Source organism: Mesorhizobium sp. Mes31 (assembly GCF_024519675.1).
Lineage (GTDB): Bacteria > Pseudomonadota > Alphaproteobacteria > Rhizobiales > Rhizobiaceae > Mesorhizobium.
Genome location: NZ_JALJRL010000003.1, coordinates 224,468 through 238,233, shown reverse-complemented (window position 1 = coordinate 238,233; position 13,766 = coordinate 224,468). Strand labels below are relative to the sequence as shown.

Here is a 13,766-nt window from a genome sequence, read left to right as displayed (position 1 = left end):
TATGCGCAAGAACAAGGTGAAGGACATCTGGGCCGCCGGCGGCGAAGTGGTGACAGGCTGGCTGGGTATTCCCTCGTCGATCTCGGCGGAACTGATGGCCCAGCAGGGCTGGGACGCGCTGACCATCGATCTCCAGCATGGCGCGACCGACTATGTCGACGCGGTGCCGATGCTGCAGGCGATCTCGACCACGGACACGACGCCGATGGTGCGCGTGCCGTGGAACGATCCGGCGATCATCGGCAAGGTGCTCGATGCCGGCGCCTATGGCGTGATCTGCCCAATGGTCAACACCGCCGAGGAAGCGGACGCCTTCGTCAGGGCATGCCGCTATTTCCCCAAAGGCGGTCGCAGCGTCGGTCCGCTGCGCGCCTCGCTCTATGCCGGCGCGGACTACTTCCAGCACGCCAACGACACCATCATCACCATGGCGATGATCGAGAGCGATCAGGCGGTGAAGAACCTCGAGGACATCCTGAAGACGCCGAATCTCGACGCCATCTTCGTCGGTCCGTCGGACCTCGCCGTCACCATGGGCGAGGCGCCGGGCTTCGATCCGCGCTATCCGGCCGTCTACGAGGCGATCGAATACATCGCCGCCAAATGCAAGGAAGCCGGTGTCATTCCGGGCATCCATTGCGGCTCGGTCGCCTATGGCGTCGACATGCGCAGGATGGGCTATCGCTTCATGGCCTACCTGTCCGACTTCCGCATGCTGCAGCAAATGGTGTCGCGTTCACTGCCGGCCTTCCGCGCCGGCACGCCGAGCGCGATCGCACCCTGATCGGCATAATCCGGATCGATCGCCATGACATCGACAAGCACGCCGCGCGGCAAGGTGACGGTCATCGGCGCCGGCATCATCGGCGTCTGCACCGCGAACTACCTGCTTGAGCAGGGTTTTGCCGTCGAGGTGGTCGATCCTGCTTTGCCGGGGTCGGAGGAGCAGTGCTCTTTCGGCAATGCCGGCGGCATCTGTCCGGGATCCTGCATCCCGAACTCGATGCCGGGTGTGCTCGGCAACGTGCCGAAATGGCTGATGGATCCGGAAGGGCCGTTGATCGTGCGGCTGGCCTACCTGCCGCACGCGCTGCCCTGGCTGCTGCGCTTCCTTGCCGCCAGCCGCAAATCCCGCGTCGAGGAGATATCGTCGGCGATGCGCTCGCTGCACCGCTATACATTCGAGTGCTACGAACCATTGATCAAGGCTGCCGGCTGCGAGGACTTGCTGCAGAAACGCGGCCAGCTCTTCGTCCACGAAACGGCCGACGGGCCGTCCAAGGGCGCCTACGGCCTGGGGCTTCGGCGCGAGCATGGCGTCAAGGTGGATATCCTCGATGCCGACGAAATCCGTCAGCTCGAACCGGCGCTGGCGCCGATCTTCAAGAGCGCTGTCTATCTGCCCGAACAGGGGCAATGCCCCAATCCCGGCCGCCTTGTTGCAAAGCTCGCCGAACATGCAGCGCGCCAGGGCGCCCACTTCACCAGGGCAAAAGTGCTAGGCTTCGACATGGCCGCCTACGGTCCGTCGGCGCTGCGGCTTGAGGGCGGTGGCCGCATGCCGGTCGAGACCGTGGTGCTTTGCGCCGGCGCCTGGTCGGGCGACCTTGCCGGCAAGCTCGGCGACCGCATTCCGCTGGAGAGCGAGCGCGGCTACCACATCATGGTCAAGGGCGCCGATACGGGCCTGCGCATCCAGACCATCTCCGCCGACCGCAAGTTCGTGGCTTCGCCAATGGAGGACGGCCTGCGGATCGCCGGCAATGTCGAATTCGCCGGCCTGAAGGCGCCGGCAAACATGCACCGGGCGGACGTTCTTCTCAAACAGGCGCGGCCGATGTTCAGGAAACTGGAGGTTGGCGAAGTCACGCGCTGGATGGGTCATCGTCCCGGCACGCCCGACAGCATACCGGTCATCGACCGGGCGCCGCGGGCGAAGAACGTCATCTACGCCTTTGGCCACGGCCATCAGGGCCTGATCGGCGGCGCCGTCACCGGCAAGATCGTGTCGCAGCTTGCCGCCGGTTTGCCGCCGGCGATCGATCTCGCGCCGTTCCGGGCGGATAGGTTCTGATTATTCAGAGCGCGCTGCTGTACCGGCAGGCCTTTCCGTTCTTGCATGGGGAAACGACGTGACCGCAAACACCAATACACAGACTGTAGAGCCAATCGACCCGCAGCGCGTCTACACCGTGCTGATCTGCGATCTGGTCGGCCTGCGCTTCGGACCCGATGGCAAGCCTGACCCGAGCGAAGTGCGTGCCCACATCGAGGCCAAAGGCGGCCGCTTTCACGCAACGGCGCTAGCCGACAGGGCAGACCTAGAACATGGCCGCGTGCATTTCTTCTACCAGCCGGAGCTCAGCACTCGCGAAGAGCTGATCGATGCCGCCGGCGATGGACGCTATGACGCCGTCATCGCCGCCGCGACCTTCCTGCCCGCCGAAACCGTCTTTCCGCTCGCCGGCGTGCGGATTGGTGCCGGCACCGGCAATATGGGCTCACGCTCTTGGGGTGGCGGCAATGGCGAGGGTGGCACCGCGGTGCTGATGAACACGCCCGGCATCAACAGCCGTGCCACCGCGCAGATGGTGATGAAGGCGATCCTCAAAGTGTTGCCGGACCTTCCGGTCGACAGGCTTCACGAGCGGGTGGCGCACGGTGCGTTCGACACCGGCAGGGACCTGCGTGATTTTCCGACGGAAAAGCTCGAAGGCAAGACGATCGCGATCATCGGCTATGGCAATATAGGCCGCGAGGTGGCCAAGCTTGCCCGCGCCTTCGGCATGCGCGTGGTAATCCACGCACGACCCCGACACCGGGACTGGATAGAAGCCGAGGGCTTTGCCTATGCGCCGGACCTCGGCGACGCGGCTGAAGGCGCCGATGTGCTGAGTGTCCATGTCGGTCTGGGCAAGCAGGACGCGCAGAGCGGGCGCTATGCCAATGCCGGGCTCATCGGCGCGGATGTCCTGTCACGCATGAACAAGGGCGCGGTTCTGGTCAACTACGATCGCGGCGAGCTTGTCGACATTGCGGCCCTTGGCGACGCCCTGGACACAGGGCAGGTGCGCCATGCCGCCATCGATGCTGATCTGTTCAGGGATGCCTCGACCGGGAGCCTTTCCGGTCCGATGCTGCCCTATCTCGATCTCGTCGAAAAGCATGGTGCCAGGCTTGAACTTCTGCCGCATGCCGCGGCCGATACGGACCATCCTTCGCGTGTCGCCGGCGCCAGGCAGGCCGTCGACCAGATCTTCGACGCCATCTGCCGCAAATCGGTGACGAATGCCAAAGGCACCGTCCCGGAAGGGTATCTTGCGCTGGGGGTGACCACGCCTCCCGGCATCGGACCGGTGACGGCTCGCAACCTCAGGACATTGACCGCTGACGAATGCTCCGAATTGGCCGGTCTGTGTGAACGGCAAGCCCAGTTGTGGAAGGCTCTTTCAATCGCGCTGCCAGAGCAACGCGGCAAGGTCATCGCCGAACAAGGCGAGGAGCTTGTCCGGTTGACAAATCGGTTTTGCACTCTGGCTGGGAACCTGAACCTCAGAGGCCCGTATCAATAGGATCAAGCTGCCCCGGAGGTGGACACATGCCGGGGCAAGCCTCGCTGCATTCTTCCCGCCGGTGCCTGAGCGCTCGATCCTGCGCATCGAGGTTGCCGCGATCCCGACTGATGCCGTAGACACAGCGACTGTGGTTGGCGTTTTGAAATGGCGGAGAAGAAGCACATGTCAGAGCAGATGAAGATCATCTCCGCAGCCAAGTCACATGGCGGCATGCAAGGCGTCTATTCCCACGCTTCGGATGCCTGCGCCTGCGACATGACGTTTGCCGTTTTCGTGCCGCCGCAGGCCCGTGAAGCGCCTTGCCCGGTGGTGTGGTACCTCTCCGGCCTCACTTGCACCCATGCGAATGTGATGGACAAGGGCGAGTACAGGCGGATGGCCGCGGAGCTTGGCTTGATCGTCGTCTGTCCCGACACCAGTCCGCGTGGCGCCGACATTCCTGACGAGAAGGACAATTGGCAGTTTGGCTGTGGCGCCGGCTTCTACGTCGATGCGACGCAAGAGCCTTACGCGAAGAACTATCGCATGTACTCCTACATCACCGAGGAACTGCCGGCTCTGATCGCGCAGGAGTTTCCGGCCGACATGACGCGCCAGGCGATCTTTGGCCACTCGATGGGTGGCCACGGCGCGCTGACGATGGCGCTGAAAAATCCCGAGCGCTTCAAAAGCTGCTCGGCGTTTGCGCCGATCGTGCAGCCAGCCACCGCCGGCTGGTCGAGGCCGGCCTTCGAAAAATATCTCGGCAACGACGAGGCCTCGTGGCGGAGCTACGACGCCACCTCGCTTGTCGAGGACGGACATCGTTTCCCGGAATTTCTCATCGACCAGGGTACGTCTGACGGATTCCTCAACGATGGGCTGAGGCCCAGGCTGCTGGAAGCGGCCTGCGCCCAAGCCGGCATCCCGTTAAAATTGAGGATGCAGGACGGCTACGATCATTCCTATTTCTTCATTTCGACATTCATGGACGACCATCTGAAATGGCACTCCAAAAGATTGTCTGATCCAAAAGCCGGCGCATAAGGCCTTTTGCTATCCCGGCGGGTCGATTTCCTTCCGCGACGGACGCCGCCGAATGCAAGACTGAAATGACAGCGCTTAGCACTGCCGCTGGTGTATACGGGGATACCTATATCCATTACTCTGGCCATCGCGTGAAAATGGGAGCATTGCTTGCGAGGGTTTGCGGAAAGCGTGCAGGGGCCGCGGACCGTCGCCGAGCAGGTCGCGAATGTCCTGCGCGAGGCCATTGCCAACGGCAGTCTCGAGGCGGGCACACCGCTTCGCCAGGACGATTTGGCCGAGCAGTTCGGCTTCAGTCGGATGCCTATACGGGATGCCCTTCGTCAGCTGGAAACCGAGGGCATTGTTTCCATTCACCCGACAAAGGGCGCGCATGTCGCCAGGATGGACAGCGCCGAGATCAGCGAAATCTACGCGTTGCGCGAATTGCTCGAAAGCGAGGCGCTCCGGCTCTCGATTCCCAATCTCGCCGGCGCGAAGCTCGATGAGGCCGAACAGGTGTTCGGTCAGATCGACGCGGAGCGCGATGTCGGCCGTTGGGGAGCGCTGAACCGGGCCTTTCATCTGGCTCTCTACGATGGCTGTGGCAACCACCGATTGCTCGACCTGATCGAGGCGCACCACAATGCGGCCGACCGCTATGTCCGTATCCTGCTATCGAACCTGGACTATCGCAACCGCTCGCAGATGGAGCACCGCGACCTGCTGGCCGCCTGCCGGCGGCGCGACGGCGCCAAGGCCGTAAGCATTCTCAAGCAGCATCTTCGCGAAGGAAGCAAGACGCTCGTCAACGCGATAAAGCGAGACGGTCTGTCGCGAACATCCTAGGTCGTGTTGGAGCTTCAGCCCTGCGCCGGCTTGCGTTCGACGATGTAGATGTGGTCGGCCGCCAGCACCACTTCGCCGCGCTGGTTGATCACCTCGCAGCGCTCGATCACCCGTCCCGAACCTGGCCGCTTGGTATCGTCTTCCTTGGCCGCGATGGTGGTGCGCGTACGGATCGTGTCGCCGATGAACACCGGCTTGATGAAGCGCAGCCGGTCGTAGCCATAGGAAAAGGCGACGGGATTGACGACGCTTGCCGTCAGCCCGATGCCGACCGAGAACACCAGCGTGCCATGGGCGATGCGTTGGCCAAACGGCGTCGTCTTCATGTACTCGGCGTCCATGTGGTGTGGGAAGAAATCGCCGGTGTGGCCGGCATGGACGATGAAGTCGGTTTCGGTGATGGTGCGGCCGCTGGTGAGGCGCGAGGAGCCGATCTCGTAGTCCTCGAAATACTGGATCTGTTCCATCAGGGCCTTTCCGCGATCGGCGTCGCCGGCGCCGCGCTCGATTGATAGGCGGCCTCGACCAAAGCCATCGTGCTCCACGCATCCTCGACCGGGCTGATCAGCTCTACGTCTTCGCCCACTGCAAAGCGCTGGACATTGGCCATGCGGCCGACAAAGGCGTCCGGAAACCACTCGCCGGCCAATGGCACGGCAACCCAGTCCGTCCCACCTTTCGGGTAAATCTCCAATACATCCGGTTCGCCGCGCGGATAGTCGAGATTGAGGCCGAGCTTGAGATAGGCCGCTCCCTCGGTACCGCAGATGCGGAACTCGCAGGCCTGGTGCCGACGGCCGAATTTGTGATCGTGATTGATCGACAGTGCGCAGCGCACGCTGTCGCCATAGTCGAGAATGGCGCTGGTGCGCGTCTGCGCCACCGCATGGTTGGGGTGGCCGAGCGTCTTGGCGTGGACACCTTGCGGGTCGCCGAGCAACTGCCGGATCAGGTCGAGATAGTGGATCGAATGCATGGCGATCTCGACACGCGGCGCCTTGAGCAGGAATTCCCACAGCTCCCAAGGTGTCGCCACCGCCAGCCAGGCGTCGAAGTCGACGATCTCGCCGAGCCAGCCCTTGCCAATCGCATCCTTGAGCGCCAGCATCATTGGCGCGAAGCGCAGCTGGAAGTTCACCGCCGCATGGAGCTTCTTGGCGCGGCAGATCTCGAGGATCGTGGTCGCCTCGGCAAGGTTGCTGCCCATCGGTTTCTGGATCAGCGCCACGGCGCCGTCGGGCAAGGATTTCAGCACATCCGCATGGCGGGATGGTGGCGTGGCGAGGTCGAAGATCGCCCCCTCGACGGCGGCGGCTTCCTCGGCCGAGCGAAAGGCGGTTACACCCCATTGATCCGCCAGCCTTGCGGCCCTGGCATGATCGGGATCGTAAAGCCCGGTGACTGGAAAGCCGGCCTTCCTGTAGGCCGGGAAATGCGCGTCGCCGACGATCGATCCGGCGCCGAAGGTGACGATCGGCCGGGGCTTCGAAGGCTTGGGCCAGGACTGAACGAGTGAGGCAGGATCGAAACCGCCCTCAGTCATGATGGAAGACCTCGTCCATGGCTGCCCACCATTCACCATCCTTGCGCGTCGCCAGTGGCTCCTGGCAAGGCATGCAGACCGCCCACCATTCCTGCGTCCGGGGATCGGCCGCCATCCTGGCCATGTCGGCCCCGTAGTCGGTGCCATGGTATTCGAAAGTGCTGAACAGTAGGTTCTCCGGCCGCTTCAGGTAGATAGAATAGTTCCTGATGTTGCAGGCCGAGATCATGGTCAGCACGTCGGGCCACACGGCGGCATGAAGGCGGACATACTCCTCGACCTTTTCCGGCTTCAGCCCAAGAACCATCCCCATCCGCTGCATGCCAGTCTCCTATTTCGAGATCGCCGTGGTGAACTCGGCGATGCTCATGGCCTTGACCGCGTCCCAGTCCCAGTCGATGCCGATGCCCGGTTCGTCCGGCGCCAGCGCCTGGCCATCCTCGATGCGCATGTGCTTGCCGGTCAACTGGTCGAGCTGCGGAATGTACTCGACATATCTGCCGTTCTGAACAGCGCAGGTCAGGCTGACATGCAGTTCCATCAGGAAATGCGGGCAGACCGGAATGTCGAACGCCTCCGCCGCATGGGCAATCTTGAGCCAGGGCGTGATGCCGCCGATGCGGCCGACATCGACCTGGACGATCGAGCAGGCGCCTTTCTGCATGTATTCGCGGAAATGGCGGATGGAATAGAGCGACTCGCCGATGGCGATCGGCGTCGGCGTCGAATTCGACAATCGCACATGCCCATCAATGTCGTCGGCCGGCAGCGGCTCCTCGATCCAGGCGAGGTCGAGCTCGCGCAGCCTTGCCGCGCGCCGGATCGCCTCGTCGACCGAGAATCCCTGATTGGCGTCGGTCATGATCTCGTAGCCGTCGCCAACCGCCTTGCGCACCGCCGACAGGCGCGCAAGATCCTCCGCGCCATGCGGCTTGCCGATCTTCACCTTCGAGCCGCGAAAGCCCTTCGCCTTGGCAGCCAGCGCGTCGTCGACCAGAGCTTGTGTCTCGATGTGCAGCCAGCCGCCTTCGGTCGTATAGAGCGGGCAGCGGTCCTTGGCGCCACCGGCCAGTTTCCACAAAGGCAGGCCCTGTTTCTTCGCCCGCAGGTCCCAAAGCGCTGTGTCGATCGCAGCGATCGCGATTGCGGTGATCGCGCCGATCGTGGTGGCATGCGTGGCGAATTCGAGATCGTGCCAGATCGCCTCGATCATGTCGGGGTCGCGGCCGATCAGGCGCGGCACCAAATGGTCCGAGAGCAGCCGCATCACCGACGAGCCGCCGGTGCCGATCGTGTAGCTGTAGCCGGTGCCGACCGCACCGTCGGAATCGGTGATCGTGACGATCGGCGTTTCCTGGCTGATGAAACTCTGGATCGCATCGGTGCGCTTGACCTTGGGCACAAGGTCCACCATCCGCAGTTCGACTTTCTCGATTCTAGCCATGTCGATCAGCTCCGCAATGTCTTTCCGGTGTCGGCGGCAAACAGATGCGCCTGCGACATGTCGAGGCTCATGGCGACCCGCTCGCCCGACTTGAGCTGTCGCGGATTCAGCATGCGCGACACCCAGTCCGTGCCGTTGAACTCGACGAACACCAGCGTCTCGTTGCCGAGCGGTTCGGTGACCGTGATCGGCAGTTCGATCTGGTGGACGTCGGCGACGCCACCTGAGCTGATACCATGGCCGGTCGGATAGATGTCGTCCGGCCGCAGCCCGAACACCACCTTTTCGCCGGTGGCGACATTGGCCTTGAACTGACCGGGCAAAGGCAGTCTTTCGCCGCTGGCGAAAACCATCTGGCCGTCGTAGATCGTGGCTTCATGCAGGTTCATTGGTGGCGAGCCGATGAAGCCGGCAACGAAGCGTGTCGCCGGCCGCCGGAAAACCTCGTCGGGCGTGCCGACCTGTTCGATATGGCCGTCGCGCATGATGACGATGCGGTCGGCAAGCGTCATCGCCTCGACCTGGTCATGGGTGACATAGATCACCGTCGACTGCACTTTGGCATGCAGTTTCTTGATCTCGGTCCGCATCTGCGTGCGCAGCTTGGCGTCCAGGTTGGAAAGCGGCTCGTCGAACAGAAATACGTCAGGATCGCGCACGATGGCGCGGCCCATGGCAACACGCTGGCGCTGGCCGCCGGACAGTTGCGACGGGCGGCGATCCAGCAGCGCGTCGAGGCCGAGGATGGCAGAGGCTTCGGCGACGCGGCGATCCATGTCTTCCTTGGCCGCACCCGCGATCTTCAGGGAGAAGCCGAGATTCTCGCGCACCGTCATGTGCGGGTAGAGCGCGTAGGACTGGAACACCATCGAGATGTTGCGCGAGCGCGGCGGCAGATCGTTGACGACACGTCCGCCGATCTCGATCGAGCCCTGGCTGATCTCCTCGAGCCCGGCGATCATGCGCAACGTCGTCGACTTGCCGCAGCCGGAGGGGCCGACCAGCGCGATGAATTCGCGGTCGGTGATGTCGAGATCGATGCCATGCACGATCTCGATGTTGCCGTAGCGCTTGGTCAGCTTTTTGAGGGAAACGGTTGCCATTGGATCAGCCTTTCACCGCGCCGGAGGTCAGGCCGCCGACAAGGTGTTTCTGGACGATGTAGGTGAGGGTGAGAGCCGGAATGATCATCACCACGGCGAGCGCGCACATGCCGCGCCAGTCGATGGTGAACTCGGCGGTGTAGTCGAGCAGGCCGACCGGCAGCGTCTTGGCGCTCACCGAGCGGGTCAGCTGCGAGGCCAGCGCGAACTCGTTCCAGCAGGTCAGGAAGGCGAAGATCGCGGCGGACGCTATGCCCGGCCCGGCGAGCGGGAACTCGACCTGCCAGAAGGCCTGCCAGCGGGTGCATCCGTCGATCTGGGCTGCTTCGGCGAGGTCTTTGGGCACCTGGCGGAAAAAGCCATCGATCAGCCAGATCGTGAACGGCACGTTGAGCGCGACATAGGCCAGGATCAGCCCGAAATGTGTGTCGATGATGCCGAGACGCACATAGAGGAAGAACAGCGGCAGCGACAAAGCGATGCCCGGCACCGTGCGCGTCAGCATCAGGCCAAGGAACACGCTGGACTTGCCGCGGAAGCGGTAACGCGCGAAGGCGTAGCCGCCGGCCATGCCGATGGCGACCGCGATGATCGTCGAGGTGACCGAGATGATCAGCGAGTTGCGGAAATATTCGATCACCGGGATGCCGCCCTTGCCGATGCCGCTGAACATGGCGACATAGGCGTCGAGCGAGATCTCCTGCGGGATCCACACGGGCGGCTTGGCCATGATCTCGACGGTCGGCCGTAGCGACGAGATGACGATCCACAGGCCCGGCAGGCAGATCGTCAGCATCGCCAGGAACAGGCCGATGCGATAGACGATGCCCAGCAACCGACGCTTGAGGCGGGCGGAAGAATTCTCGTCCATTCTCACCACTCCGCACCGATCTGCGTGCGCGCCGCGGCGAGCTTGTTGAAGAAATAGACGGTGAAGGCGATCGACAGCAGGATCGAGAAATAGGCCATGGCGTTGGCCATGCCCATGCGCCCGTCGCTATAGGCGGTGCGCGCCACCAGCGTCCACAGCAGCTCGGTGCGGCCCGCCGGTCCGCCGTCGGTCATGATCTTGACGATGTCATAGGCGCGCGCGACGTCGAGCGAGCGGATGGTCATGGCGATGTAGGCGAAAGGCATGACGAAGGGCCAGGTCACATAGCGAAATGTCTGCCACGGCGTGCAGCCGTCGACCCGCGCCGCCTCGATCGGCTCCTTTGGCATGGCCAGCAGGCCGGCGAGGATCAGGATGGCGAAGATCGCCGTCGATGACCAGATCTCGGCGATCGAGATGGCGATGAAGGCGAGATGGCCTTCGATCAGCCACGGAATGGCGTCCTGCGTGATGCCGAGCGACTGCAAGGCATTGTTCACCAGGCCGATATTGTCGTTGAACATGAACTTGAACTGGAAGCCGACCAGGATCGGCGAGAACATCATCGGAAACATCATCAGCGTGCGCAGGATGCGCTGGCCGCGTGTCGCTTTCTCGACCAGCATCGCCAGGCCAAGGCCGAGCAGCATTTCGAGATTGAGCGCGATCGTCAGCAGCAGAACCGTGCGGCCGAACGCCCACCAGAAATCGGTGTTGGACAGGATCGACAGATAGTTCCGGATGCCGATGAAGACGTAAAAAGTCTCCGGCTTGGTCAGGCGGAATGGCGTGAAGCTGGAATAGAGCGATAGAAGCAGTGGCACGACGACGACCGCCGCCAGCACGATCATCGCCGGAAGCAGCAGCAGGAATGGCGCGGATGGCTTGAAGCCCTTCATAGAGGTCCTGTGTGGTGTTGCATGCGACTGTCGGTGCCTCTTCCACGCCGAAGCCCACGGCGGGCGGCGGAAGGGCCATCATGGATCGGCCCGCGGCTTCGCCCGGAAAGGCGCGATCGCCTCCCCCATCTTCCTGATGGGGGAGGCAGCCTTTGGGAGCGGTTGCTAGAGCTTGCCGGCGTCCTGGAGGATCTGCGTCGCCTTGGCAGCGGCTTCATCCAGGGCCTGCTTGGACGTCTTGTCGCCGAGGATCGCCGCCTGCAGTTCGGGATAGACGGCGTTCGAGATCTCGATCCACGAAGGGGTCTGCGGCACGGCGAAGGCGCTCTTTGCCTCTTCCTGGAAAGCCGCCAGCACTTCCTTCTTGTAAGGATCATTGGCTGCCTGCTGCAGGTCCCAGTCCCAGACCGCCGTGCGGGTCGGCAACGGGCCTGCGGCAGCCTCGAGCTTCTGGCTGTCCTCGTTGGTCAGCCACCATACCAGCGAGGCTGCGGCCTCCTTGTTCGGGCAGTTCTCGGTCACCGAGAAACCGTGGAAGCCGGACCAGCCGGTGCGCTTGCCCGACGAGCCCTTCGGCGCAACTTTCACGCCGACATTGCCCGCGACCTTCGACGACTTCGGATCGTTGAAGAAACCGGCCCAGCCCGGCCAGTCGAGATTGATGGCGACGGTGCCGGAGGCAAAGCCCTGGCCGAGATCGTCCCACAGGTAGTTGGTCGTTCCGGCTGGCACGGCCTTGGCCTTGTAGAGATTGACGAACCAGTCGAGCGCCCTGATGCCGGCCTCTGAGTTGAAGACGGGCTTGCCGTCCTTGTCGAGATACTCGCCGCCTTCGGCGACGACCATCTCGTAGAAGCGGCCATTGATCGCCTCTTCCTTGCCGGCGAATTGCGTGCCGTAGAAATTGGGCGGGTTGGCGAAGAACTCGGCCTGGTCGGTGACTTCCTTCCAGGTGTCCGGCGGCACCAAATCATAGCCGTATTTCGCCTTGAACTTCGTCTTGTTGTCGGCGTTCTCGTAAAGGCTCTTCTGGTAGTAGAGCGCCGAAACGTCGAACTGCGCGCGCGGCAGCATCTCCAGCTTGCCGTCGATGGTCGCCGCCTTGATCGTCGACGGCACGAAGGCGTCGATCTCTTCCTTGGGCAGCAGCTTGCCGAGGTCGGTGTAGAGGCTCGTATACTGCGGCGCGAACGATGAATGGTTCCAGCCGACGCACCAGTTGGTGCTGCCCGAGGCGATGTCGGACTTGAGTTCCTTGTCGATATCGAAGCCGTTCTTCTTGGTCAGGATGTTGACCTTGGCGCCGGTCAGCTTCTCCCATTCGGGGATCCGCTCGTAGAGTTTCTCATATTGCTGGCCGCCGATCAGTTTGGCGTCGATGGTCACGCCTTCGAACTTGCCGGGCAGGTCGCCGGCAAGGGCAGTGCCTGCACCGAATGCAAGCAACAATGCGCCGGCGGATACGCCGGAAAGCAGTCTGTTCATTGGTATCCTCCCTTGGTGCGCCTCAGCGGCGACCGCAACTCGTCTGATGACAAGAAGTGCTACATTCATATACAAACAAAACATTCATGGATACGTCAAGGCGAAATTTGTTTCCGCTGGTCACATTCCTGCGTATATGAAGGACAGAATTCACTGGAGGGACGAGCCATGGACGACAGCGAAGACGAGCGCTATCGCGCGCCGGCGCTCGACAAGGGGCTCGACATCCTTGAGCTGCTGGCGGGCGTCGACGGTGGCCTGACGCAAGCGGAAATCGCCAAGAAACTCGACCGCAGCCCGAACGAATTCTACCGCATGCTCGACCGGCTGGTGCGGCGCGGCTACGTCACGCGGTTGGATGGAGACCGCTATTCGCTGACCCTCAAGCTGTTCGGCCTGGCGCAATTGCATGCCCCGGTGCGCCGCCTCGTTTCCTACGCCACGCCGCTGATGCGTGAGTTGGCCGAGACGTCGCAGCAAGCCAATCAACTCGTTGTTTTTGATCGTGGTTCCGCCGTCGTGATCGGTCAGCAGGAGGCGCCGAACTACTGGGGCATATCGATCCGGGTCGGCTCGCATATCAGCCTGTTCGATACCGGTTCGGGACATGTCCTGCTTGCCTTCCGTTCGCCCGAAGAACGGCAGATGATGATTTCCGAGCATGTCCGCAGCACCGACAAGACGGCGCAATCGGCCGAATTCTTCACCCGTCTCGATCAGATCCGCGACCGTGGCTACGAGATGATGGCCTCGATGCAGACCGCCGGCGTCTTCAACCTGTCGGCGCCCGTGCGCAGTTCCGACGGCAAGGCGATCGCTGCGCTGTCGATTCCCTATATCACCGTCGTCAATGCACCTTCAGCGCCCGACATCACCAGGACGATCGAACTGTTGCTGGCCACGGCTGACAAGTTGTCGCGCCTGGCCGGGTCGGCGGTCGGCTCATCGGCGTAAATTCTTATTTGAATGAAGAATTCCTCCGTGAGATGATC

14 protein-coding genes are annotated in these 13,766 nt (G+C 62.8%); 6 read left to right on the top strand and 8 right to left on the bottom strand.

The window, feature by feature from the left end; all coding sequences use genetic code 11:
- Nucleotide 1 precedes the first annotated feature (1 nt).
- The 5 genes from NR193_RS06440 (at nucleotide 2) to NR193_RS06420 (ending at nucleotide 5,429) form a co-directional block, all read left to right on the top strand.
- Nucleotides 2-784 carry an HpcH/HpaI aldolase/citrate lyase family protein gene (locus NR193_RS06440; RefSeq protein WP_256750037.1) on the top strand — a complete coding sequence of 261 codons (783 nt, stop codon included), beginning with the start codon at nucleotides 2-4 and terminating at the stop codon, nucleotides 782-784.
- 24 nt (nucleotides 785-808) lie between these two features.
- Nucleotides 809-2,074, top strand: coding sequence for an FAD-binding oxidoreductase (locus NR193_RS06435; RefSeq protein WP_256750036.1), 1,266 nt, complete (start codon nucleotides 809-811; stop codon nucleotides 2,072-2,074).
- Between the two features lie 58 nt (nucleotides 2,075-2,132).
- On the top strand, nucleotides 2,133-3,572 hold the full coding sequence (locus NR193_RS06430) for a 2-hydroxyacid dehydrogenase (protein ID WP_256750035.1): 1,440 nt from the start codon (nucleotides 2,133-2,135) through the stop codon (nucleotides 3,570-3,572).
- A gap of 165 nt (nucleotides 3,573-3,737) precedes the next feature.
- Nucleotides 3,738-4,601 carry an S-formylglutathione hydrolase gene (gene fghA, locus NR193_RS06425; protein WP_256750034.1) on the top strand — a complete coding sequence of 288 codons (864 nt, stop codon included), beginning with the start codon at nucleotides 3,738-3,740 and terminating at the stop codon, nucleotides 4,599-4,601.
- A 150-nt stretch (nucleotides 4,602-4,751) separates the two neighbouring features.
- Complete coding sequence (locus NR193_RS06420) at nucleotides 4,752-5,429, top strand: GntR family transcriptional regulator (RefSeq protein ID WP_256750033.1); 678 nt, start codon at nucleotides 4,752-4,754, stop codon at nucleotides 5,427-5,429.
- A gap of 14 nt (nucleotides 5,430-5,443) precedes the next feature.
- On the opposite strand, the gene NR193_RS06415 is transcribed toward NR193_RS06420, so the two are convergent.
- From NR193_RS06415 to NR193_RS06380, 8 genes are all read right to left on the bottom strand, one after another.
- Complete coding sequence (locus tag NR193_RS06415; protein ID WP_256750285.1) at nucleotides 5,444-5,899, bottom strand: MaoC/PaaZ C-terminal domain-containing protein; 456 nt, start codon at nucleotides 5,897-5,899, stop codon at nucleotides 5,444-5,446.
- Nucleotides 5,896-6,972 carry a Gfo/Idh/MocA family protein gene (locus NR193_RS06410; protein ID WP_256750032.1) on the bottom strand — a complete coding sequence of 359 codons (1,077 nt, stop codon included), beginning with the start codon at nucleotides 6,970-6,972 and terminating at the stop codon, nucleotides 5,896-5,898. Before NR193_RS06410 ends, NR193_RS06415 begins: the two co-directional genes overlap by 4 nt.
- Nucleotides 6,965-7,294, bottom strand: a complete 330-nt coding sequence (locus NR193_RS06405; RefSeq protein WP_256750031.1) for an L-rhamnose mutarotase — start codon at nucleotides 7,292-7,294, stop codon at nucleotides 6,965-6,967. The genes NR193_RS06410 and NR193_RS06405 overlap by 8 nt, the downstream gene beginning before the upstream one ends.
- 9 nt (nucleotides 7,295-7,303) lie before the next feature.
- A complete protein-coding gene (locus tag NR193_RS06400; protein WP_256750030.1) occupies nucleotides 7,304-8,416 on the bottom strand; it encodes a mandelate racemase/muconate lactonizing enzyme family protein in 1,113 nt (370 codons plus the stop codon).
- A 5-nt stretch (nucleotides 8,417-8,421) separates the two neighbouring features.
- Nucleotides 8,422-9,519, bottom strand: a complete 1,098-nt coding sequence (locus NR193_RS06395; RefSeq protein WP_256750029.1) for an ABC transporter ATP-binding protein — start codon at nucleotides 9,517-9,519, stop codon at nucleotides 8,422-8,424.
- 4 nt (nucleotides 9,520-9,523) lie between these two features.
- Nucleotides 9,524-10,390, bottom strand: a complete 867-nt coding sequence (locus tag NR193_RS06390) for a carbohydrate ABC transporter permease (protein ID WP_256750028.1) — start codon at nucleotides 10,388-10,390, stop codon at nucleotides 9,524-9,526.
- Between the two features lie 2 nt (nucleotides 10,391-10,392).
- Nucleotides 10,393-11,289, bottom strand: coding sequence for a carbohydrate ABC transporter permease (locus NR193_RS06385; protein WP_256750027.1), 897 nt, complete (start codon nucleotides 11,287-11,289; stop codon nucleotides 10,393-10,395).
- Nucleotides 11,290-11,454: 165 nt separating this feature from the next.
- Nucleotides 11,455-12,774, bottom strand: a complete 1,320-nt coding sequence (locus NR193_RS06380) for a sugar ABC transporter substrate-binding protein (protein ID WP_256750026.1) — start codon at nucleotides 12,772-12,774, stop codon at nucleotides 11,455-11,457.
- Nucleotides 12,775-12,942: 168 nt separating this feature from the next.
- On the opposite strand from NR193_RS06380, the gene NR193_RS06375 reads away from it, so the two are divergent.
- A complete protein-coding gene (locus tag NR193_RS06375; protein WP_256750025.1) occupies nucleotides 12,943-13,728 on the top strand; it encodes an IclR family transcriptional regulator in 786 nt (261 codons plus the stop codon).
- Nucleotides 13,729-13,766 lie beyond the last annotated feature (38 nt).